Raw genomic sequence first — 22,613 nt, 5'->3', positions numbered from 1 at the left:
ATAAAAAAAACTGCAGGGAAATCTGCAGTTTTTAGATAGCTTGGCGTTCAACCTTTTCTTCGATATCATCCATTACACGAACAAATTGACCTTCGTTATATGGATATCCTGGTTTTGTTATTTTTACTTTGACTAATTTTCCTACCATATCCTCTGTAGCAGGAAATACTACTTTTAGATAATTATCTGTATATCCTTCATAAAGACCGCTATTTGAATCTTCTTTGAACTTCTCTTCTGGAATCACTTCTAATACTTCGTTTTCAAAATGGGAAGCATATTCTTTAGCCAATTGATCAGAAAGTGAAATAAGCCGATGAACACGCTCATTTTTTACTTCTTCATCAATTTGATCTTCCATTCGAGCCGCTGGTGTTCCAGTTCGTTTAGAGTAAGGAAAAACATGAAGTTCGGAAAATTTATGATCTTTTATAAAATTGTACGTTTCCATGAATTCTTCTTCTGTTTCACCTGGGAAACCAACAATCACGTCAGATGTAACAGCAAGGCCTGGTAATGCTTTCTTTAATTTTTCTAGTCTTTCAGCATACTCTGCCATTGTATATTTACGTCTCATTCGTTTTAAAACAGTATCTGACCCTGATTGAAGTGGAATATGCATATGACGAACAATTATTTTTGATTTATCGATTGTCTCAATGACTTCATCAGTTAATTGACTTGCTTCAATGGAAGAAATCCTAATTCGTTTTAATCCTTTAACTTGCTCTTCCAAGTCTCGAAGTAACATCGCTAAATTATAGTCCTTCATATCTTGACCATATCCGCCTGTATGGATTCCTGTTAAGACAAGTTCTTTATAACCTGCATCCACGAGCTGCTGGGCTTGATGAATTACTTCCTTTGGATCACGTGAACGCATTAGGCCGCGTGCCCAAGGAATAATACAGAACGTACAGAAGTTATTACAACCCTCTTGGATTTTTAATGATGCACGTGTACGGTCAGTAAATGCTGGTACATCCAGTTCTTCATATACACGATTTTTCATAATGTTTCCAACACCATTAATCGGCTTACGCTCTTGTTTAAACTGCTCAATATATTCAAGCATTTTTACCCGATCTTGAGTACCTACAACAATATCAACTCCAGGAATTGCCATTATTTCTGCAGGAGAAGTTTGCGCATAACAGCCAGTTACACATATTACTGCATCAGGATTTTTCCTTATTGCACGACGAATTACTTGGCGGCTTTTCTTATCGCCAGTATTGGTTACTGTACATGTATTGATTACATATACATCTGCAATAGATTCGAAGTCAACACGTTCATAATCCTGGGCTTTAAATAATTGCCAGATCGCTTCTGTTTCATAATGATTCACTTTACACCCTAAAGTATGGAATGCCACTTGTGACATTGCAATCACCTCATTAATTCTAATTGGTAAGAAATCGCGGATAGTGCATATAATGGTGCTGTTTCAGTTCTTAAAATTCTTGGACCTAATCCACAAATTTGAAATCCGCTTTCTTCCATTTGTTGAACCTCTTCTATTGAAAGACCACCTTCAGGACCAAATACGATTAGTACTGAATCGCCATGATTAAAATTATTAATTGCTTTGACAAAATTGGAGGTCTCACCTAATTTAGCACTCTCTTCGAAAGCCACTAATTTATGATCAAAAGATTGACTGATATCTAATAAATGTTTAAAGGGACATGGAGCATATACTTTAGGCATATGCTGCCTGTGAGCTTGTTCTGCCGCTTCTAATGCAATTTTCTGCCAACGCTCTACCTTTTTCTTTTCTTTTTTAGAATCCCATTTAACAATGGAGCGATCCGCTATAAAAGGGACAAATTGATATGCTCCGAGCTCAGTTCCTTTTTGAATAATTAATTCTAATTTATCCCCTTTTGGCAGTCCGCTCACAATAGCCACCTTAACAGGTAATTCTTTGTTCGTATCTTCCCATTTTACAATACTAGCAATGATTTCTTCATTGGAAATATCCACTATTTTAGCAATTCCAGCTTTTTCGTCTGAAAAAACAATATAAAATTCATCATTTATCTTCATTCGCATGACACGTGATATATGGTGGAAAATATCTCCATCTAACCGAACTTCATTGTTCCCCTCAAATGGCTGATCGATAAAATACCTTTGCATTTATTATCACCCTCGCTTTGCAATGAAAGCAATCCAATCTTCCATCACAAGGGTTTCTTCAATCGTAAATCCTGAAGCAATAATTGCTTCTTTTACTTGATTTTTTTTCTGCTGAATGATACCTGATGCAATAAAGTAGCCACCTGATTTTACTGCTTTTGCAACATCGTCGGTAAAGCTCATGATTACTTCAGCTAGAATATTCGAAACAACAACATCCACCTGTCCATCCATTCCATGCAGAAGATCATTTTTTGAAACTGAAACCTTGTTTTGTACTTTATTTAATTTAATATTAAGCTTTGCTGATTGAACAGCAACTTCGTCTAAGTCTAACGCAGTTACCTTTGAAGCACCTAAAAGAGCAGCAGCAATACTTAATACGCCTGACCCAGTTCCAACATCGATTACCGTATCACATTCTTTGATAATTCTCTCCAATGCCTGAATACACATCACTGTAGTAGGATGGGTTCCAGTTCCAAAAGCCATTCCAGGATCCAATTCAATAATTAATTCATCACTGCTAACAGGTTCATAGTTTTCCCATGTCGGAACAATCGTAAATTTTTCTGATATTTTCACAGGATTATAATATTTTTTCCAGGCAGTCGCCCATTCTTCTTCATGGATCTCACTAATTGTCACATGGTTATGACCGATATCAATATTAAATAAGGCAAGATTATTTATCGATTGCTTGATTTCCTCAACAGTTTCCCCTAAGAAACTGGTAACCGGCAAATATGCTTTGATAATTACACCTTCTTCGGGATAATCATCTGGATTGAGTTGGTAGATCTCACCGAATTGATCTTCTCTTTCTTTTATTAGATCAAACGGGTCTTCGATTACTACCCCGCTTGCACCTGCCTCATGCAATATATTTGAGATCGGTTCAATTGCTTCATTTGTCGTATGAATCATTATTTCAGACCATTTCACTATCTACCAACTCCATTTTTGATTTATTCCCCTTTAAATGCTTTTTTCATTTTATCGAAAAAAGATTCATGCTGTTCGTCAGGCAGCGGGCCGCTAATTTCAAAGAACTCTCTTAACAATTGCTTTTGTTTTTCCGTTAATTTCGTAGGTGTAACGACCTTAACATGAATATGTTGGTCCCCTACTCCGTATCCACGAACATTTGGAACTCCCTTACCACGTAGTCGGAATTTTGTTCCTGTTTGGGTACCCGCTGGCACTTTCAATTTCACTTTTCCATGCAGTGTTGGAACTTCAATCTCATCACCTAATGCTGCTTGAGAGAAAGTGATAGGAACTTCGCAATAAATATCATCCCCATCACGTTCAAAGAACTCGTGCTCTCTTACGTGAAATACAACATAAAGATCTCCGGCTGGCCCGCCATTAACTCCAGGTTCACCTTGTCCAGAAACGCGTAATTGTTGGCCATCATCAACACCTGCAGGAATTTTCACATTTATTTTACGGCGTTTTTTCACTTTACCTGTTCCGCTACAAGTTCTGCATTTGTCTTTAATCATCTTTCCTGTACCGTTACAATAGTTACAAACTCGTCGATTGACAATTTTTCCGAACGGTGTATTTTGTTCTGTATTCAATTGACCAGATCCATGACAATGTGAGCATGTTTCCGGTTTTGTCCCAGGCTTAGCACCTGAACCATGACATGTATCACATGTTTCTTCACGCGGTATTTCCAGTTCGGTTTCTTTACCAAAGACAGCTTCCTCAAAGTTTAATGTCATTGTATATTGAAGGTCAGCACCCTGTCTTGGTGCATTAGGATCACGTCTTCTTGATGATCCACCACCAAAGAAAGTACTAAAGATATCTTCAAATCCACCAAATCCGCCGAAATCAGCATCTCCAAATCCGCCAAAACCTTGATTAGGATCTGTATGCCCAAAACGATCATAATGATCACGTTTTTGATCATCAGACAATACTTCGTAAGCTTCTTTTACTTCTTTAAATTTATCTGCTGCATCCTCTGCCTTATTAATATCCGGATGATATTTTTTAGATAACTTTCGGTATGCTTTTTTTATATCCTCTTTAGAAGCATTTTTTTCTAGTCCTAATATTTCATAAAAATCTCTTTTACTCATAAAAATCACTCCCGAATCCTTTCACATAAAGGTTATTTTAACATTGACACAGTGAACAATCAATAAAAAGAACAGTAATTACACTTTTCAATCAGCATAGAAAAAGCCAAAGCCAAGAATTTACCTGACTTTGACTTTTTTGAATCACACTAAATCCGGGAACAATTATTTATCATCTTTTACTTCTTCAAATTCAGCGTCGACTACATCGTCATCTTTCTTTCCGCCTTGACCTTCTGCATTTTGCTGTCCTTCTTGAGCTTGTTTTGCAGCTTCTTCGTAAAGCTTCATGGACAAGTTTTGGACGATTTCTTGAAGTGCTTCTTTCTTTTCACGAATTTCTGCTAAATCATTTTTCTCAATGGCTGCTTTTAATGCATCTTTAGCTTCTTCCGCTTTTTTCACTTCAGCTTGGTCCACTTTGCCTTCAAGATCTTTTAATGTTTTTTCTGTTGTAAAGACGAGCTGATCTGCTTCATTACGTAATTCTACTTCCTCTTTACGTTCTTTATCCGCATCAGCATTTTCTTCTGCTTCTTTTACCATACGTTCAATTTCGTCTTCAGATAGACCAGAAGATGACTTAATCGTAATGTTTTGTTGTTTTCCAGTACCTAAGTCTTTAGCACTTACATTTACAATACCATTTTTATCAATGTCAAATGATACTTCAATTTGCGGGATTCCTCGAGGTGCAGGAGGAATATCTGATAATTGGAAACGTCCTAATGTTTTATTATCATTTGCCATAGGGCGTTCACCCTGTAAAACATGAATATCAACAGCTGTTTGATTGTCTGCAGCTGTAGAAAATACTTGTGACTTGGATGTAGGAATTGTTGTATTACGATCGATTAATTTAGTGAAAACTCCTCCCATTGTCTCAATACCTAGTGAAAGAGGTGTAACATCAAGAAGAACTACATCTTTTACATCGCCAGTTAATACTCCACCTTGGATAGACGCACCCATTGCAACAACTTCATCAGGGTTAACACCTTTGTGTGGATCCTTGCCAGTTTCTTTGCGAATCGCTTCTTGTACTGCCGGAATACGTGTAGAACCACCAACAAGGATAACTTTATCAATATCACTTGGAGAAAGTCCTGCATCTTGCATTGCCCGTCTAGTAGGTCCCATTGTACGCTCAACTAATCCAGCAGAAATTTCATCAAATTTAGCGCGTGTTAAAGTTACTTCTAAATGTAATGGTCCTGCCTCACCCGCTGTAATGAACGGCAACGAAATTTGAGTAGAAGTTACTCCAGATAAATCCTTTTTCGCCTTTTCCGCTGCATCTTTAAGGCGTTGTACAGCCATTTTATCTTTAGAAAGATCAATGCCATTTTCTTTCTTAAATTCAGCGACTAAGTAATCGATAATCACTTGGTCAAAATCATCTCCACCAAGTTTATTATCACCAGCAGTTGCACGAACTTCAAAAACGCCATCTCCTAGTTCAAGGATGGATACGTCAAATGTACCTCCACCAAGATCGTAGACTAATATAGTTTGATCTTGATCCATTTTATCAAGCCCATAAGCAAGAGCAGCCGCAGTTGGCTCATTAATAATACGTTCCACTTCTAAGCCAGCAATTTTCCCTGCATCTTTTGTTGCTTGACGTTCTGCATCATTAAAATATGCTGGAACAGTAATAACTGCTTTATCTACTGTTTCTCCTAAATATTCTTCAGCATAAGATTTGATGTATTGAAGGATCATTGCTGAAACTTCTTGTGGCGTATACTCTTTATCTTCAATTGTTACTTTATGGTTCGTACCCATATGACGTTTAATCGAAATAATCGTATTAGGATTTGTAATGGATTGACGCTTTGCCACTTCCCCTACTTGACGTTCTCCATTTTTAAATGCAACTACAGATGGAGTAGTACGGTTACCTTCTGGATTAGGAATAACCTTTGGTTCTCCACCTTCAAGGACAGCAACACAAGAGTTTGTTGTCCCTAAGTCAATACCAATAATTTTACTCATGTTTAATTACCTCCTACAATCATATGTATGTAGATTTACTAATACCTATTTTCGCCAAAAAATTGTTGCTATTTTGGATAGTGTTTAACATTTTTAACATAATTTAAAGAGCTTACTGATTCACTTTTACCATTGATGGACGTAAAACTCGATCTTTTAAAACATAACCCTTTTGGAATACTTCAATTACGACATTAGAATCATAATTTTCGTCTTCCCCCTGCATAATTGCTTGATGAAAATTAGGGTCAAATTCTTTCCCAACCGCCTCGATAATTTCAATACCCTCTTGTTTAAGGGCATCGATAATATTGCGATAAACCATTTCAACACCTTGCATTAATTGTTTCGTTTGTTCATTTTCAGGTGTTATTTGCATTGCACGCTCAAAATTATCAATGGCTGGTAACAAATTTGTAGCTAAGCTTTGTGCTTTATATTTTTCACTCGCCTCACGGTCGATTTGAGTCCTTCTACGGAAATTATCAAAATCGGCACGTAAACGTAGATAACGATTTTCTGACTCATCAAGCTTCGCTTGAAGTTCATTCAGTTTTTCATTGGCAATGGTCAGCTCATCTGCTTCATTTTCAGTGTCTATTGAATCTGCAGTTTTTCTCTCTAAATCTTCTGCAAAAATAGACTCTACGTTATTTTCTTCAATTATCTCTTGTTGTTGTTTATCTTGTTTTTTCTCTTCTGCCATTGTTTTCACCTCCCTTAAATTCACGAAAAAAGACTAGAAATCAGCAGGTTTTTATTGCTAATTTCCAGTTGAGTTATCCATTAACAATATGTCCACTTACATTAGTTATGATACAAATTAGTTAGTGCTTTTGACATATCATTACTTAAAAAATCCAGTAAACTAATAACTCTTGAGTATTCCATTCTTGTTGGACCTAAAATCGCAATTGTCCCTACAGGCTCATCGCCAATTGAATAGGTTGCAGTGATTAAACTACAGTTTTCCATTTCAGATCGTTTATTTTCCTTCCCAATTTTCACATGAATTCCGTGAGGGATTTGCTTTACTAAATCATAAAATCCTTTTTCACGTTCTATCATATCCATTAAGGAATGAATCTTTTGAATATCACGAAACTCTGGCTGGTTTAGTATATTTGCTTTCCCACCAAAGAATAATTTTTCTTGTTCCTTTAAGCTTAATGTTTCCGACAGAGAGTAAAGCAAAGTATCGTAATTTTGAATGTGCTGCTTTAAAAGAACAGCAACCTCTTTATAAATTTTGTCTTTTAAATCTGATATTGGAACATTGGTCAATCTTTCATTTAAAATATTAACCATTTTTTCCAAATCAAGAAGATTGAATCCCTTTGGAATAGTGAACATTCGATTCTCAACATGACCTGTATCTGTAATTATAATTGCAACAGCTGTTTCATTATTTATAGGAACAACCTGCAATCTTTTCAACTTTGTTTCCTTTACTTCAGGTCCTAATAAAATTGCCGTATAATTTGTCAACTCAGAAAGAATTTTCGCCGATTTTTGCACAATTTTTTCAAGCTCATAAATTCTTTCTGCAAAAATGGAATGAATACGAGATATTTCTATTGCATTTAGCTGTTGTGGAGCTAAAATATGGTCAACATAATATCTGTACCCTTTTTCTGAAGGTATCCTCCCTGAAGAAGTATGGGTCTTTTCTATAAACCCTAAGTCTTCTAAATCTGCCATTTCATTACGAATAGTAGCAGAGCTTAAGGAAATTTCATTTTTTTTAGAAAGGGTTCTCGAGCCGACAGGTTGTGCAGATCGAATAAAGTCATCTATGATTACTTGTAAAATTAGAAGTTGACGATCTGTTAACAACTTTTATCACCTCTGTTAGCACTCATTCTCACTGAGTGCTAATTCTAATAATAAAGTATCAAAACTACACTAACGTGTCAATATTTTTACCCCTTCTTAGTAGTACTATTAATATAAAGGGTGAACCTGAAAATCTACAACCGAAGAATTGTTCTTACGAAACTAAAAAAGCCTGAAAAACTTCATTCCCTAAAAATCTTCCTTCTCTAGTAAGTCGAACATATCCATCTTTCATTTCCAGCCAACCTTTTTGAACCATTTCGTTAATTGGCTTTTCAAATACTATTAATAAATCATCGTTAAATTTGTAATGAAACTCTGAAATACTAACACCAATATTTTTCCTTAATCCTAAAAACATTTGCTCTTCCATCATTTCTCTTTTTGTCAAGCTATTTTCTTCAAATATTGGTAAACGTTTATCTTGAAGTGTTTCAATATACTTTTTAATTGGACCGATATTAGCACGTCTTTTTCCATATACATAACTATGGGCACCTGCACCGAAACCATAATATTCTTGATTGTTCCAATATACTAGGTTGTGACGACTTTCAAATCCCGGCTTTGAAAAATTACTTATTTCATATTGTGTATAGCCGTTTTTAATCATCCCATCCATTAACATGCTGTACATATTTGCATCGGATTCTTCTGAAGGAAGATGCAACTTTCCTTTTTTCATCAAATTATAAAAAATGGTTTTAGGTTCAACAATTAATGAATAGCTAGAATAGTGGGGAAGATTTAATTCTAATGCTTTATTTAAAGTATCTTGAAAGTCTTTCTCCGTTTGACTCGGTAATCCATATATTAAATCAATACTAATATTATTAAAGCCGCACTTTTGTGCTTTATTTATTGTTTTATATACTTCATTTACTGTATGTGTTCTGCCGATTTTTTTCAGTAATTCATCATTGAAAGATTGAACTCCAAAGCTTAAACGATTTACTCCATACTCCTTCAATATTTTAAGCTTCTCTATCGATAAGTCACCGGGATTTGCTTCAAATGTAAATTCCCCATCTTTTTTTAAAGGAAGAATTGAATAAATTCCTTTACACAATTTTTCCAATTGAGCTTCGTTTAATACGGTCGGTGTTCCACCACCAACAAAAATTGTTTTCAACTCATCGGTAGGAAAAGTAGTAAGTGTTAATTTCATTTCGTACAGTAACTTGTCAATGTAATCTTCAACTGGCTGACCTTTCAAGAAGACCTTATTAAAATCACAATAATAACAAATATGCTCACAAAAAGGGATATGAATATAGGCAGATTTTACAGGCATGAAAAAATCAACTCCATAATAGATTTGCATAAATTAGTAAAAGAAAAAAGAGGGAGCTAGGCATGATCATAATCAAGCTTACTCCCTTTTGCTCATTATTTTGATGTGTTTGTATCATCCATTTTAAGTACCGCCATGAAAGCTTCTTGTGGAACTTCTACCGAGCCCACTTGTTTCATACGTTTTTTACCTTCTTTTTGTTTTTCAAGAAGCTTTCTTTTACGAGAAATGTCGCCCCCGTAACATTTCGCTAAAACATTTTTTCTCATCGCTTTAATGGTCGAACGCGCAACAATTTTTTGTCCAATTGCTGCTTGTACTGGCACTTCAAATTGCTGTCTTGGAATAATTTCTTTCAATTTTTCTACAATAACCTTCCCACGTTCATAAGCAAAATCCCTATGAACAATAAAGCTTAATGCATCTACTTTTTCTGCATTTAAAAGAATATCCATTTTCACCAATTTTGATTCTTTATAACCAATCATTTCATAATCAAATGAAGCATAGCCTTTTGTACTAGATTTCAACTGGTCAAAGAAATCATATACAATCTCTGATAATGGAATTTCATAAATGACATTTACACGGATATCATCCAAGTATTTCATATCTATAAACGTTCCACGTTTTGCTTGAGATAATTCCATTACTGCACCTACATAATCATTGGGAACCATAATTGAAGCTCGAACATATGGCTCTTCAACTTTGTCAATTTTTTGAGGATCAGGCATGTTTGAAGGATTATCTACATTTACTTCTTCTCCATCTGTCATCCTAACCTTATAGATAACACTTGGTGCCGTTGTAATTAAATCAATATTAAATTCACGTTCAATTCTTTCTTGAATAATTTCCATATGCAAAAGACCTAAGAAGCCACATCTGAAGCCAAATCCTAATGCTTGTGAGGTCTCTGGTTCAAATTGTAGGGCTGAATCATTTAATTCAAGCTTTTCAAGTGCATCCCGCAAATCATTAAATTTGGCAGAATCAATTGGATATAATCCACAATAAACCATTGGATTAAGTTTACGGTATCCTGGTAAAGCTTCAGCAGCAGGATTTTTAGCACTTGTGATCGTATCCCCTACCCTTGTATCTCCAACATTTTTAATAGAAGCTGTTAGAAATCCAACATCACCAACAGTTAGTTCATCACATAGTACTGGTTTTGGCGCATATACACCTACTTCAGTTACTTCAAATTCCTTTCCGGTTGCCATCATTTTTATTTTATCTCCAACTTTTACAGAACCTTCTACAACTCGGATATAAGCAACTACACCACGATATGCATCATATAAGGAATCGAAGATAAGTGCTTTTAATGGCGCACTCGGATCCCCTGAAGGAGCTGGGACTTTTTCGACTATTTGTTCTAAAATATCCTCAATACCAATTCCAGCTTTTGCTGATGCTAATACAGCATCCGAAGCGTCAAGTCCAATAACATCCTCAACTTCTTGGCGAACTCTTTCGGGATCTGCTGCAGGCAAATCAATTTTATTAATTACAGGCAAAATTTCTAAATTATTATCTAAAGCAAGATAAACATTTGCCAATGTTTGTGCTTCAATACCTTGCGCAGCATCTACAACAAGGATCGCACCTTCACATGCTGCTAAGCTTCGTGAAACTTCATAGGTAAAATCGACATGTCCAGGGGTATCGATTAAATGAAGGATATATTCTATTCCATCCTTTGCTTTATATTTTAATTGAACGGCATTTAGTTTTATTGTAATCCCACGCTCACGCTCTAAATCCATAGAATCTAGTAATTGGGCTTTCATTTCGCGGGAGGTAAGTGCATTCGTTTTTTCTAGTATTCGATCAGCCAGTGTAGATTTTCCGTGGTCTATATGAGCAATAATAGAAAAGTTTCGAATTTTTTCTTGCCTTTTTAATTTTTCTTCATGATTCATTGTTATTTCACTCCTGTTAAACGACACATGTAAACTATTTTTGATTATATCAGCAGGATTTGCAAGATTCAATTGAATTTATTTTGCAATTAGCTAGAAAAACGATAAAAAAGTGTAACCAATGAAGGATACACTCTCAAATGATTATAATAACGAAGAAGCCACATCAATAATTTTTTCAGTTATTCCTGAGATGATATTAGCTATTGTTTTCCCAAGGGAGGAAAAGAAATTAAAAGCTTTTATTTCTTTTATTTTTTCCTTTTTCCCTTCTAAATCGTGGGATGAAACATTTTTCCCTAATACAGATGCTTCTACCTCCCCATTATTCCCTTCTTTGATGGTAATCGGAGCCTTGAAACCTTCATCATGATATCCCTTCATCTCGGTCATACCAACATTCGCCTTTTGCATCCCCATTAACACACCAACGAAAAGTACACAACAAATGAGAAAACACTTCAGCATAAATCGTTTCAATTTTTATCATCCTTTTACGAGCATATCATTATTTTGCAGAAGGGGGCTCTGATTGATTTCCATCTACTTTCTCTGCTTGCCAATAATATTCACTAAATACATCTGCAAGTGCCGTTACCGTTCGATACATTTCTTCAAACGTGTTGTCTACTCCACCAACCTCGATTAAGAAGGCATTGGCAGATAAATCTTGGTTAAACTTCCCATTCGTCAAAGCCCCTGCTTTTTTCAAAACTCCCCTTGATAATCCTTTGTATTTTTTCTTTAATAGATTGTCAAGATCTCTTGCCAGACGGGCATTATTTTCATAATTCGGATTATTCCCACCAATAACAAAGGCAATTTTAGCAAATGATTTTCCGTTTATCGAAATAGTCGTATCCTTTTTACGACGGGAATCACGATGTATATCAATAAAATAGTGTAGATTACGATTATTCGTCATAGCTGCTTGGACGAGTTCCCGTGATTCTTGATAGGATTGAGTGTATTGCCATCCCTTTTTTAATAAAAGTGATTGAACATCTGTTTTGTCCACCGTAGTACCTATACCCCGGTCTTCCAATTCCTCTTTTAACTTTCCCCCGACCTTTGTAACATTTATTTTGGAGTGTTGAGCGTCATCTGGATTAGTTACTCCGTCTAAGTATGGTAAAAAAGATTCCCGTGTATGTGAAAAATAAATAAAAACAGTCTTTTTATCCCCGGTTGATAAAGAGGATTTGTTCGTATTCTCCTTCGTATTTTCATTTGAATCGATATCAGATGTATTTTTCAAATTAGGATCTTTCTTTGATTTAAAAACCTTGTCAGGAGGTACGGTTTCTATTGGAAGATTCGTGAAATTTGTTCCTTCACCTGCTACTAAAATTTCACTATCAAAAAAAGTGAAGCCCGGTAGTTCCCTTCCTAAAAAACTTCTCGGATCCTTAAAGCTAATGTTTGTTGCTAGACTTAACATTGTATTGGTAAGACTCGGAGGCTTCTCTTCATCTGAAATGGTGGCATTAATCATTTGCGTATCAGAAGCTAATAATTGAAAAAGCGTTTTACTGGATATGTTACTTGCTGCCTGATGAATAATGTTAGAGTTTACTCGGTATCCTGGCTTCAATGAAGTTAATATTCCAGATAAAGAAAACATTATTATTAATGAAAGGACACATATGATCCCACCTTTAATCACACTAGAAACGTTAACAGTTACAATATAGCTACTATTTTTGTATGATTTCATTGTTCCACCCTTTCTAGCAAATTTATTAGTAATGTATGTTTTTACTAGAAAAAGTAGAACTTATCAAAAATATGTTTCAATGTAAAAAGTAAAGATAATCCGATTCTCCTATCTTGTTTTATAACCAACATTATGCTGATCAACAGAAGTATGTAATGCTGAATTCAACCCATTTGCTATTAAATTAGCCATATCTTCTATAAATACATCAATTTCCTTTGGAGTCACCATAAGGTTATGACCAAGCGGCGCCAATACTTCATGAATTAACGTTCTTTTCTCTTCATCCTCAAGTGTCCCAATCATTCCCATAAACATTTTTCGATGTTGTTCCCCCGGCAAATCCTTTTCTGTTAATTTTAGCTTTTCTCCAAATGTCATCCCCGATGGAGCTAAAGAACTAGAAGGACGCTTTCCTTCTCGCATTTCTCTTCCAAAGTGTTTCAAAAGGTAGTCAATTACATCACTTGTAATAGAAACAGCATCAACAACAGTTGGAACACCGATAGCAATAACAGGTACCCCTAATGTTTCTTTGCTCAGTTCTTTTCTCTTATTTCCGACTCCTGATCCTGGGTGGATCCCCGTATCGGAAATTTGAATGGTTGCATTCACTCTTTCAATCGAACGAGATGCTAATGCATCGATAGCAATAATAAAATCAGGTTTGGATTTTTCTGCAACACCGAAAATAATATCACTAGTTTCAATACCTGTTAGACCCATAACTCCTGGTGAAATCGCACTTACAGAACGATAGCCATCCTCTACATTTTCCGGCTGCAACTTAAATAAATGTCTAGTAACTATCACGTTTTCACAAACGAGCGGACCTAAAGAGTCAGGGGTCACATTCCAATTCCCTAATCCAACGATTAAACAACTAGCATCTTTTGATATGTTTAAATCATGAAGAAATTGACTGAATTCCTTTGCAAATACCTCTTCGACCTTTTGCTGTAAATCTGAATCTTGTTGTCTAATCCCTTGAACCTCTATTGTTAAATAGTTTCCTGCTTTTTTCCCAATCGCCTTTTCCCCTTGCTCTGTAATTTCTACACTCGAGATTTTAATATCTCCTTCTTGTCTTTCTTTAACAATGACCCCTTCAATATCAGTACTTTTTTCGTTGTTTTTTGTTCTTTGTTCAACTGCCATATCTTTTGCTTCAATGGCTAAATCTGTCCGAACAGAATATTGGCTTAAATCAATTTGATCACGATTTTTCATAATAAACCTCCTAATCTAAAAACAAGCATGAAGTGGGTATTTTTCATACTATTTATCTTTACCGTTTTTTAAAAGATTCATTCAAAATTTAAGTAAGTGATAACTTTAATAAATCGGTCATCATCACTTTTTAGAAGGCTGTTACGTAAAGATTGTTGCTTTTCGTAAATAACTCAAATACTTAATTAAACTGGTTTCGTGCTCTTTTCTTCATCCCATACGTTTTATATATGTGCAAAAACAACCGTAAAAATCCTACTAGATATTTACTTCGTAAAATCTCTACCTATTTTTACTTTGTTGCAAATAGCAATAAAGTATTAGAAAAGAGCCTTTTAGAATTTCTTTTCTTCGGTATGTATTGCAAATTCAAGGTTCGTTTGATAAAATATCACTTGTTCTTATTGTTAAGGATTGTGAAAGTCGAGTAATTAAGTTTAGTTACTCGTAGGAGGTGAAAGAAATGCCAAATATCAAATCTGCCATCAAACGCGTAAAAACTAGCAATGAAAGTAATGCTCATAACTCTGCTATGAAATCTACTATGCGTACAGCTGTAAAGAAATTTGAAGCTGCAGTTGCCAATAAAGATGAAAACGCAAAAGACCTATTAGGTACTGCTGTTAGTCAACTTGATAAAGCAGCATCAAAAGGTCTTATCCATAAAAATACTGCGGATAGACAAAAAGCTCGTTTAATGAAAAAATTAAACGTTGCAAATGCGTAATAATATTTTAAAGAATAAAAAAACGATCCTAAATTGGATCGTTTTTTTATGTTTTTTCACTTATTTTAAATAACAGCATTTCAATAATCATTACTTTATTCATTCCGCTTGTCTTCATTTGATAGTCACAATCCGCACACAAAAGCATAATCCTTTTCAGTTCCTCCTCTGAAAAGAGCTTTGCTTGTCCAGCAGCAAGCTTAATTCTAAAAGGATGGACTTTTAGGTAGGCAGCCATTTGCTGTTGACCATAGCCCCTTCTCTGAAGCTCTTTTGTTTGGTAAAGGAGTCGAAATTGATTGGCTAAAATCGATAAAATCTTAATTGGCTCTTCGTTTTGTTTTAAGAGATCATAATAAATTCTTAATGCTTCGTTTATTTTTCGATGGACCACTTTATCCACTAGCGAAAATATATTTTGCTCTAAAGATCGTGAAGCTAAATTTTCCACTGTTTCTATATTTATTTGATTCGAAACTCCAACAAAAAGTGAGAGCTTTTCGATTTCTTGCGAGAGCATCATTAAATTCGTTCCCGCCAATGTGATTAATAAATCTACTGCTTCATCCTCAATTTGAACATCATATTCTTTGGCTTTTTCAAAGACCCAAACTTTTAAATCTGTTTCACCTAATTTTTTTGCTTCCAATACTGAAGCAGTCTTTTTTAACTGTTTTGTTATTTTTTTTCTTTCGTCTAATTTCTCATAAGGAGCTATAATCACTAAAACTGTATATGATGGCGGGTTTTGTATATATTCTTCAAGCTTTGAAAGATCATGTTCAACCCGTTGCTTTCCTTTTTCAGATGTTAAAAAAAAGGCATTATGTAAAAAGATTAATCTTTTTTCACCAATAAAAGGAAAGGTTTCTGCATCTGCTAAAGCTGCCTCAACAGGAACCTCTTCTAAATCATAATTTGCAAAATTAAAATCTACTTCCTCTATTGTTAACACATTCTTCAATAATTTTTGTTTTGTCTCCTTGATTAAATAACTTTCTATTCCATATAATAGATATATCGGTGAAAATTGCTTTTGCTCAATTTTTTTCCATATTTCAATCATCCTGCGTCCTTCTTTCTAAAAAGGAATTATATATACTATCGTAAAAAAGGATGATGATTTTGACAAGTATAATGTGGATAATTAATTTAAGAGGGGATTAACTCCCAAATGATCATGAAGTCAAATCCCCAAATCTATAGTTAACATTGATAAAAAAGGCCTAGGAAACTTTTTTATCAACGGTAAACCCGTAATAATATTTTCACCTTAATGATGAAAACTATTTGTGTTAACTCTTGTCAGTGAAGGAATTTGTAATATAATACTTGTTCAAAAAGGAGGAGAGCCGAGAAGTTCTTCTTTAGCTATTTTTCCCTCACTTTTTGAACAACCTCATAGATTTTTTTATTCAAATAGTCTATACTAAAGTGGTGTATATAGGAGGGGTAGTTGTGAACCAATTTGAAAAAAATGTACAATCAAAACGTAATGATGCGATAGATTCTGGCGTTGGATTTGGTGTTTCATTTGCCGTATTTGCTATCATGTTCATCATCGCAACTGTCATCAAATATGTCGGTTAATTAAGAGATGAATTTGCGAGGGAGTTTGCTTTTTGCAAACTCCCTCATTTAATATCTAAAATAACGAGTGATAACAAAAAAATTAGTGTCGTTTTCGGGAAAGACTAATTTTCAACTACTTTATACTATGGAAGTATGGTATGAAAAGTTCCATCATTTTGAAAATATTTATATTGAATTGCACCATTCTCATCTGTTCGGAGTATTTTTGTATTGTTCTTTTCCAATACTCCTAGAACATCTTGATGAGGATGTCCGTACCGATTGTTTTTACCAGCGGAGATGATGGCATATTTAGGTTTAAAATGTTCTATAAATAATGGAGAACTTGATCCCTTACTGCCATGATGACCTATTTTTATTACATCAATATCCATTCTATATTTTCTAATCATTTCTTCTTCCCCCTGTTTTTCTAAATCACCGGTAAAAAGCCATCTCTTTCCTCCGAATTGCGCATAAAGAACAAGTGAACTATTATTACCTTCATACTCATTAATGAATGGATAAACAAATTGAAATACACCCGATCGATTTTCCCACTTCACTCCGTCTTTGACAATTTTAATGGGAATCCTAAGTTCTTTTGCCATTTCTACTGTGTTTAACATTACTGGTTTTACCCAAGAATTCGGGGATACAAGTAGTTGATTTACAGTTGTTCTTTCCATTATTTCAATTGCTTCACCCATATGATCCACATCACTATGAGTTAGAATTAATTTATCAATTCTTGTAATTCCCTGACTTTTTAAAAACGGAATGATGATATCATTTCCTACAGAAAATGTCTTTTTTCTTTTCATCCATTCATCCTGTGGAAAATTCAGCTGCCCTCCGGTATCAATTAGATAGTTCCCTCGATGATAAGGAAGTCGTATGAAAATGCTATCTCCTTGACCAACATCTATAAATGTCACCTCACCTATTGGGTGATACATTTGAAAAATTTTTATGAAACAAATAATAAGTATAAGGGGAAAAACTGCCTTAATAAGCGGTAATCCTTTCTCAAGCTGGAAAAGGACGAATTGTGAAACAAGGATAAGTAAGATTAAAATCACTATATTTGGTTTTCCGATGACTAAAACCGCTCCTTTAACATCTAACAAATACCCGAGCTTTTCGGAAATATTAACAATCATATCTGTTACCTTTTCTAAAATAGAAAAGATAGAATGGTGGAGATAAGAAGATAGGTAGGTGATAAAAATTACCGGTAAAGTAATAAAAGTATAAAACGGTACATAGAGAACATTACTTAATATACTTATGATCGAAACCTCAAAAAAATGGAAAGACAAGATTGGTATTGCTGCAACTTGTGATATAACAGAGATCATCATTGATTTCACAAAAAAATTATTATATCGGGGAAGAATAGACTTTGACGCTAGAAGAATGGATAAACACACGATAAATGATAATTGAAACCCAATATGAAACAATATATATGGATCCTTAAATAAAAAAAATAAAAAACTAATGGAGAGTGCATCAAGTGAAGAGAACGGGGACTTCTTTTGGATTGAAACAATTAGGAGCATAGACATAGTCACTGCTCGAACAACTGGTGGATTTGCACCAGTAATTATTGCATAAAGGGGCAGGATTGTAAGTAATGCGTAACTAGTAAATTCTCTTATTAACCCAATCCTTATGAGAATATAAAATATTCCCGCCGAAATCACTCCAACGTGTAATCCTGATATTGCAAGCAAATGAACGATTCCTAGACGTTGGTACAAGGAATAGATTTCCTCAGAAAAACTACTGTTATCACCAAAGATAAGAGCTTTAGCATAGGGGATTGCAGCTTCAGAAAATAAGCTTTCAACCTTTTTTAAGCCTTGCTCACGTACATCATGAATCCAGGAAAATAATTCTTTTTCACCCTCTTTACATCCAACGATTTCGGAAACGTCTAATATCCAATGAATATTTTGCCGATATAAGTAAAGCTTGTAATTAAACAGGTTTTCATTTCTATTTGCTTCAGGTTTAATTAAATCACCATTTACCTTGCACGTTTGTCCACTTCGCACATACTTTAATAACTTTTTCTTTTCTTCTTCTGTTTGAATTTTATATTTTAGCACTACTTTTTCCGATAGATCTGTTTTTCCTATTGATTTTAGTTGATTTCCATCTATTTGCGGATATTCCAAAAAGGTTATTAAAAAGTTCGTTTGATGAGGATTTAAAAATGAAATGCGTTGTTCATTTGCCCATAATCCAATCAAAGCAAAAATAGCATATACTAATATTGCAGAATACAATAAAAAGCGCTTTTTAAGGAGAAACATTCGCAACCATATGAGATGAAAAAAGATAACGAGCCCCCAGTGAATACCTATTGGAATAGAGCAGCCACAGAGAGCAACAATTGCCAAAAAGAACCAGTATCCTTTCATATAACCTCCCTATTTTTATTTGTTAAATAACTTTTTCGCTTTATCTTGTAATGATGCAAGCTCATTCTCATTTATACCAGTTTCTTTTAAAATCTTGAAAAGAGACTCTACAAAAGCAGCTTTTTCACTTGAATTAACATCGAGATACTCTTTATTAAAAGGGACCTGCTCAACATATACACCTGCTTTTTTATACAGTTCAATGGCATATGGATGATTTTTATAATCCTCTGCATAGTAAACAGACTTAATCCCTGCTTGAATAATCGATTTACAGCATGGCAAGCATGGAAAATGTGTTACATAAATCTCTGCACCGTTCGTTGGAACCCCAAATTTTGCACACTGAAGAATCGCATTTGTCTCAGCATGAATTGTTCTTACACAATGATTATCAATAACATAACAGCCTTCATCAATACAATGCTCATCTCCAGCAATTGATCCATTATAACCACCAGCAATAATACGTTTATCACGAACGATTGTTGCTCCTACAGCAAGTCTCGTACATGTGCTTCGATAAGACAGAAGATGGCTTTGCGCCATAAAATATTGATTCCAAGAAATTCTTTCCATCACTCTCTCCCTTTTCATGTCTATTGAAATTTATTAATCGGTATTTTTCCTCTACGAATTTAGTTTATCTGTACTTTGATTACTCCGTCAATTATTATGTCAACTATGAAAACTTTAATCTACTGTAATCAGCTCCTTTAATTTTTCAAATGTTTTATCACCGATACCTGTTACGTTTTTAATATCTTCAATTTTTCCAAATAAACCCTTTTGCTCTCGATACTCTATTATTGCTGCAGCTTTGGATGGACCTATTCCAGAAATAGTTTGAAGCTCTTCGCTGCCAGCAGTATTTATATTTACTTTTTCTTGTTCATTGGAAAAATTTATTGTAGATGAAGAGGTTGTACTATTGTTTGTTTGTTCACCAATTTTAGGAACGTAAATAACCATTTCATCTTTAACTTTTTGTGCTAAATTTACTTGGGTTTGGTCCGCCCTTTTTTGAAATCCTCCAGCACTAGTAATTAAATCTTGAATTCGGTCTCCCGGTCTTGCTTCATAGATCCCCGGATTAACAACCTCTCCTTTCACATCAACTATTATTAACTTTTTATCAGAGCCTCCTTCATTCTCAGCTTTCTCAATAAAATCCTTTGATTCATTCGGCATAGAAAGTTCTAAATTATCAGAGGTAAAATCATTCTCTTTACTTCTTTCAAAAACAAAAAAAATTACAATTAACAAAACTCCTACTGCAATGATAATCAACTTATATTGTTCAATTATTTTTTTCAAAGCAAATACCTCCGTTTTTGTAATAAATCATTCACTAATTCACAATTTTTGTTTTCTATGAATATGGACTGCATCTTTCACATACAGTTTTATGAAGGCTCTTTTCTAATTTAAAACTCGAAATTTTCTTGTTCCTTTTGACAAAGAACTTTACTATCTGGATTTACGAACTGAGGAGTGTTGAATATGAAGGTAGGCATCATTGGAACTGGTAATATGGGAAGCATTATTGTTGAAGCGTTTATCGAAGGAAAAGCTATTTCACCTTCAGATTTTTATATAACTAATCGAACGATCAAGAAAGCCGAGAATCTTCAACAAAAATTTCCATCCCTTCATGTTTGCAAGAAATCAATTGACGTCATTCAAAAGTCTGAATTGATTTTTATTTGTATTAAACCTAGGGATATTTATCCTTTAATCAAACAAAATGATTCGGCTTTAACAAGGGATAAGTGTTTAGTTTCGATTACAAGTCCCATATCTGCAAATCAGCTGGAGACGCTGGTGCCTTGCTCGGTTATCAGAGCTATTCCAAGTATTACAAATAGAGCTTTATCTGGAGTTTCTTTATTAACATATGGGGCAAATTGTGATGAGTTTTGGAAACGGAAAATAAAAGAACTATTCTCTTATATTTCTATTCCTATGGAAATTGAACAAAACATTACTAGAGTAGCTTCTGATATCGTAAGTTGCGGTCCAGCTTTTTTCAGCTATATTACACAACGATTTATTGACGGGGCTGTAACAAAAACAGAAATTAATCAATCAACCGCCACTGTGCTAGCCGGTGAAATGTTAGTAGGTCTAGGTGAACTTTTAAAAAAGGGATTCTATACCCTCCCAACCTTACAGGAAAAAGTTTGTGTTAAAGGCGGAATTACAGGTGAAGGGATAAAAGTACTAGAGTCAGAGCTGGGGGATGTGTTCGAAAAAGTCTTTGCCGCCACTCACGAAAAATTTAGAGAAGACTTAGAAGAAATAAATAAACAATTCGATTAACTATTATTTCGACAAAAACGATAATATTCCTTCAAAAAAAGTCGAATTCAAAAATTTTTGAATCCGACTTTTTTATCTTTGTTGAACAAAGTTGTTGCTTCTAATAAAATCCTGTAGAGTATGCGTTCAGCTAGTTTTTCCTACGTAAATAATCGCTTCACGCATACTCTACAGGTCATTTTATCAACAATAAACATTAACAAAGCCTTTTATTTTTTTCTACAGACAAAAAATATTCTTTCTGAAGTATCATTTGGCTTTAATGTTGAAAAGTCTGCCGTAACTTCTAGAATTTCAAAACCTGCCATTTCCAACCATGAAGTATAATCAGTTTCTTTATATGTTCTTTGTTTGTGAAGTTCATCAAATCTGGTATATTGATCAGTATGATCATCTAGTACAAAAAAGGTTAATTCATGCTCTACTGAATAAGGATGTTCACCTTCAAAACTATTCCAAATGTATGATACTCCATCTTCTATTTCAGTAAAGGTTTGGTTGGAAAAAATTTGTTCCATTTTATAAATGGTATGAACATCAAAAAGAAATAACCCTTTTTCATTTAAATGGGAGTAGATTCTTTTAAATGTTTCCTGAACTTCCTTTGGAGAAGATAAGTAATTTAAGGAATCACAGAAGACTAAAATGACATCATACAATCCTAATTCCTCAAGTTCACACATATTTTGCTGAAAAAGGTTTAGGTGGAGACCCTCTTTACTTGCTTTTTCGCTTGCAACCATCAGCATATCATCCGATAAATCAACACCAGTTACTTGAAAACCAGTTTTTGCTAATCTCACGGATAATTCACCAGTACCACAGGCCAAATCCATTACTTTCTTTCCATGAACATCATATTTCTTTAACTTTTCAAAGAAAAACTCAAGCCATTTATCATATGGTACATCTCGCATTAAGAAATCATAGATATAGGCAAATTCACCATAGTTCATGGTGTAAGCTCACTTTGAATATCAACGGTTGGAGCATCTCCCCATAAACGTTCTAAATTATAATAGCCTCTTTCATCACGATGAAAAACATGAGCAACTACATCGCCTAGATCAATTAGCACCCATTTACCTTCATCAAACCCTTCCATTCTCCTTACATTAAAACCGATTTCTTCTGCTTTATCTTTTAGCTCATTAGCAATAGCCTGAACTTGCTTATCCGAATTCCCGTGACAAATTAAGAAATAATCTGCAATAAGCGAGATTCCCTTCATATTTAAAACGACAATATCCTCTGCTCTTTTATCATCTGCCGCTTTCACTGCTGTCATTAATAATTCATTATTCTCCATGCAA

General features: G+C 34.5%; 21 protein-coding genes. 3 read left to right on the top strand and 18 right to left on the bottom strand.

The window, feature by feature from the left end:
• Positions 1-31: 31 nt before the first annotated feature.
• The 12 genes from mtaB to gpr all read right to left on the bottom strand — a co-directional run bounded on the left by mtaB (position 32) and on the right by gpr (position 14,247).
• Positions 32-1,387, bottom strand: a complete 1,356-nt coding sequence (mtaB, locus tag ACQKP0_RS16840; RefSeq protein WP_427406999.1) for a tRNA (N(6)-L-threonylcarbamoyladenosine(37)-C(2))-methylthiotransferase MtaB — start codon at positions 1,385-1,387, stop codon at positions 32-34.
• A gap of 5 nt (positions 1,388-1,392) precedes the next feature.
• A complete protein-coding gene (locus ACQKP0_RS16835; RefSeq protein ID WP_427406998.1) occupies positions 1,393-2,145 on the bottom strand; it encodes a 16S rRNA (uracil(1498)-N(3))-methyltransferase in 753 nt (250 codons plus the stop codon).
• Positions 2,146-2,151: 6 nt separating this feature from the next.
• Positions 2,152-3,090, bottom strand: a complete 939-nt coding sequence (prmA, locus tag ACQKP0_RS16830; RefSeq protein ID WP_427406997.1) for a 50S ribosomal protein L11 methyltransferase — start codon at positions 3,088-3,090, stop codon at positions 2,152-2,154.
• A 23-nt stretch (positions 3,091-3,113) separates the two neighbouring features.
• A complete protein-coding gene (gene dnaJ / locus ACQKP0_RS16825) occupies positions 3,114-4,241 on the bottom strand; it encodes a molecular chaperone DnaJ (protein WP_427406996.1) in 1,128 nt (375 codons plus the stop codon).
• 165 nt (positions 4,242-4,406) lie between these two features.
• The gene (gene dnaK, locus ACQKP0_RS16820; RefSeq protein ID WP_427406995.1) at positions 4,407-6,239 is read right to left on the bottom strand and encodes a molecular chaperone DnaK; all 1,833 of its coding nucleotides are present in this window, start codon (positions 6,237-6,239) and stop codon (positions 4,407-4,409) included.
• A 112-nt stretch (positions 6,240-6,351) separates the two neighbouring features.
• On the bottom strand, positions 6,352-6,945 hold the full coding sequence (grpE, locus tag ACQKP0_RS16815) for a nucleotide exchange factor GrpE (protein WP_427406994.1): 594 nt from the start codon (positions 6,943-6,945) through the stop codon (positions 6,352-6,354).
• Positions 6,946-7,046: 101 nt separating this feature from the next.
• Positions 7,047-8,075 carry a heat-inducible transcriptional repressor HrcA gene (gene hrcA, locus ACQKP0_RS16810; RefSeq protein WP_427406993.1) on the bottom strand — a complete coding sequence of 343 codons (1,029 nt, stop codon included), beginning with the start codon at positions 8,073-8,075 and terminating at the stop codon, positions 7,047-7,049.
• Positions 8,076-8,229: 154 nt separating this feature from the next.
• Complete coding sequence (hemW, locus tag ACQKP0_RS16805) at positions 8,230-9,369, bottom strand: radical SAM family heme chaperone HemW (protein ID WP_427406992.1); 1,140 nt, start codon at positions 9,367-9,369, stop codon at positions 8,230-8,232.
• Between the two features lie 95 nt (positions 9,370-9,464).
• A complete protein-coding gene (gene lepA, locus ACQKP0_RS16800; protein WP_427406991.1) occupies positions 9,465-11,300 on the bottom strand; it encodes a translation elongation factor 4 in 1,836 nt (611 codons plus the stop codon).
• Between the two features lie 144 nt (positions 11,301-11,444).
• A complete protein-coding gene (locus tag ACQKP0_RS16795) occupies positions 11,445-11,768 on the bottom strand; it encodes a YqxA family protein (RefSeq protein WP_427407035.1) in 324 nt (107 codons plus the stop codon).
• Between the two features lie 40 nt (positions 11,769-11,808).
• Entirely contained in the window at positions 11,809-13,017 is a 1,209-nt protein-coding gene (spoIIP, locus tag ACQKP0_RS16790) for a stage II sporulation protein P (RefSeq protein ID WP_427406990.1), read from the bottom strand.
• 108 nt (positions 13,018-13,125) lie between these two features.
• Positions 13,126-14,247, bottom strand: coding sequence for a GPR endopeptidase (gene gpr / locus ACQKP0_RS16785; RefSeq protein ID WP_427406989.1), 1,122 nt, complete (start codon positions 14,245-14,247; stop codon positions 13,126-13,128).
• A 463-nt stretch (positions 14,248-14,710) separates the two neighbouring features.
• Here gpr and rpsT point away from each other — a divergent pair, with 463 nt between their 5' ends.
• Positions 14,711-14,974 carry a 30S ribosomal protein S20 gene (gene rpsT, locus ACQKP0_RS16780; RefSeq protein ID WP_427406988.1) on the top strand — a complete coding sequence of 88 codons (264 nt, stop codon included), beginning with the start codon at positions 14,711-14,713 and terminating at the stop codon, positions 14,972-14,974.
• A 46-nt stretch (positions 14,975-15,020) separates the two neighbouring features.
• On the opposite strand, the gene holA is transcribed toward rpsT, so the two are convergent.
• A complete protein-coding gene (gene holA / locus ACQKP0_RS16775) occupies positions 15,021-16,040 on the bottom strand; it encodes a DNA polymerase III subunit delta (protein ID WP_427406987.1) in 1,020 nt (339 codons plus the stop codon).
• 392 nt (positions 16,041-16,432) lie between these two features.
• On the opposite strand from holA, the gene ACQKP0_RS16770 reads away from it, so the two are divergent.
• Positions 16,433-16,564, top strand: coding sequence for a YqzM family protein (locus ACQKP0_RS16770; RefSeq protein ID WP_427406986.1), 132 nt, complete (start codon positions 16,433-16,435; stop codon positions 16,562-16,564).
• 125 nt (positions 16,565-16,689) lie between these two features.
• Here the strand turns inward: ACQKP0_RS16770 and ACQKP0_RS16765 are convergent, their stop codons facing one another.
• From ACQKP0_RS16765 to ACQKP0_RS16755, 3 genes are all read right to left on the bottom strand, one after another.
• Complete coding sequence (locus ACQKP0_RS16765; RefSeq protein ID WP_427406985.1) at positions 16,690-18,978, bottom strand: DNA internalization-related competence protein ComEC/Rec2; 2,289 nt, start codon at positions 18,976-18,978, stop codon at positions 16,690-16,692.
• A gap of 15 nt (positions 18,979-18,993) precedes the next feature.
• The gene (locus ACQKP0_RS16760; RefSeq protein WP_427406984.1) at positions 18,994-19,557 is read right to left on the bottom strand and encodes a ComE operon protein 2; all 564 of its coding nucleotides are present in this window, start codon (positions 19,555-19,557) and stop codon (positions 18,994-18,996) included.
• Between the two features lie 114 nt (positions 19,558-19,671).
• Positions 19,672-20,295 (bottom strand): helix-hairpin-helix domain-containing protein, encoded by a 624-nt coding sequence (locus ACQKP0_RS16755; RefSeq protein WP_427406983.1) that lies wholly within the window; start codon positions 20,293-20,295, stop codon positions 19,672-19,674.
• 186 nt (positions 20,296-20,481) lie between these two features.
• Between ACQKP0_RS16755 and comER the strand changes: the two genes are divergently transcribed.
• Positions 20,482-21,300, top strand: coding sequence for a late competence protein ComER (comER, locus tag ACQKP0_RS16750; protein WP_427406982.1), 819 nt, complete (start codon positions 20,482-20,484; stop codon positions 21,298-21,300).
• A gap of 209 nt (positions 21,301-21,509) precedes the next feature.
• On the opposite strand, the gene ACQKP0_RS16745 is transcribed toward comER, so the two are convergent.
• Together ACQKP0_RS16745 and rsfS are read right to left on the bottom strand one after the other, a co-directional pair.
• Complete coding sequence (locus ACQKP0_RS16745; RefSeq protein ID WP_427406981.1) at positions 21,510-22,256, bottom strand: class I SAM-dependent DNA methyltransferase; 747 nt, start codon at positions 22,254-22,256, stop codon at positions 21,510-21,512.
• Positions 22,253-22,609, bottom strand: coding sequence for a ribosome silencing factor (rsfS, locus tag ACQKP0_RS16740; protein ID WP_427406980.1), 357 nt, complete (start codon positions 22,607-22,609; stop codon positions 22,253-22,255). Before rsfS ends, ACQKP0_RS16745 begins: the two co-directional genes overlap by 4 nt.
• Positions 22,610-22,613: the final 4 nt, after the last annotated feature.

It is taken from the genome of Heyndrickxia sp. NPDC080065, assembly GCF_050281185.1.
In the GTDB taxonomy this organism is placed as follows: domain Bacteria; phylum Bacillota; class Bacilli; order Bacillales; family Bacillaceae_C; genus Heyndrickxia.
Note: the sequence above shows the minus strand (reverse complement) of the source record. Positions and strands in the feature narration are given on the sequence as shown.

Bases quoted from the DNA above. Each gene is read 5' to 3' on its own strand.
- rsfS (WP_427406980.1), bottom strand. From the start codon at position 22,609: ATGGAGAATAATGAATTATTAATGACAGCAGTGAAAGCGGCAGATGAT.
- ACQKP0_RS16765 (WP_427406985.1), bottom strand. From the start codon at position 18,978: ATGAAAGGATACTGGTTCTTTTTGGCAATTGTTGCTCTCTGTGGCTGC.
- dnaK (WP_427406995.1), bottom strand. From the start codon at position 6,239: ATGAGTAAAATTATTGGTATTGACTTAGGGACAACAAACTCTTGTGTT.
- mtaB (WP_427406999.1), bottom strand. From the start codon at position 1,387: ATGTCACAAGTGGCATTCCATACTTTAGGGTGTAAAGTGAATCATTAT.
- comER (WP_427406982.1), top strand. From the start codon at position 20,482: ATGAAGGTAGGCATCATTGGAACTGGTAATATGGGAAGCATTATTGTT.
- ACQKP0_RS16795 (WP_427407035.1), bottom strand. From the start codon at position 11,768: ATGCTGAAGTGTTTTCTCATTTGTTGTGTACTTTTCGTTGGTGTGTTA.
- rpsT (WP_427406988.1), top strand. From the start codon at position 14,711: ATGCCAAATATCAAATCTGCCATCAAACGCGTAAAAACTAGCAATGAA.
- ACQKP0_RS16835 (WP_427406998.1), bottom strand. From the start codon at position 2,145: ATGCAAAGGTATTTTATCGATCAGCCATTTGAGGGGAACAATGAAGTT.
- spoIIP (WP_427406990.1), bottom strand. From the start codon at position 13,017: ATGAAATCATACAAAAATAGTAGCTATATTGTAACTGTTAACGTTTCT.
- lepA (WP_427406991.1), bottom strand. From the start codon at position 11,300: ATGAATCATGAAGAAAAATTAAAAAGGCAAGAAAAAATTCGAAACTTT.
- holA (WP_427406987.1), bottom strand. From the start codon at position 16,040: ATGATTGAAATATGGAAAAAAATTGAGCAAAAGCAATTTTCACCGATA.
- dnaJ (WP_427406996.1), bottom strand. From the start codon at position 4,241: ATGAGTAAAAGAGATTTTTATGAAATATTAGGACTAGAAAAAAATGCT.
- ACQKP0_RS16745 (WP_427406981.1), bottom strand. From the start codon at position 22,256: ATGAACTATGGTGAATTTGCCTATATCTATGATTTCTTAATGCGAGAT.
- hemW (WP_427406992.1), bottom strand. From the start codon at position 9,369: ATGCCTGTAAAATCTGCCTATATTCATATCCCTTTTTGTGAGCATATT.
- ACQKP0_RS16760 (WP_427406984.1), bottom strand. From the start codon at position 19,557: ATGGAAAGAATTTCTTGGAATCAATATTTTATGGCGCAAAGCCATCTT.
- grpE (WP_427406994.1), bottom strand. From the start codon at position 6,945: ATGGCAGAAGAGAAAAAACAAGATAAACAACAACAAGAGATAATTGAA.
- gpr (WP_427406989.1), bottom strand. From the start codon at position 14,247: ATGAAAAATCGTGATCAAATTGATTTAAGCCAATATTCTGTTCGGACA.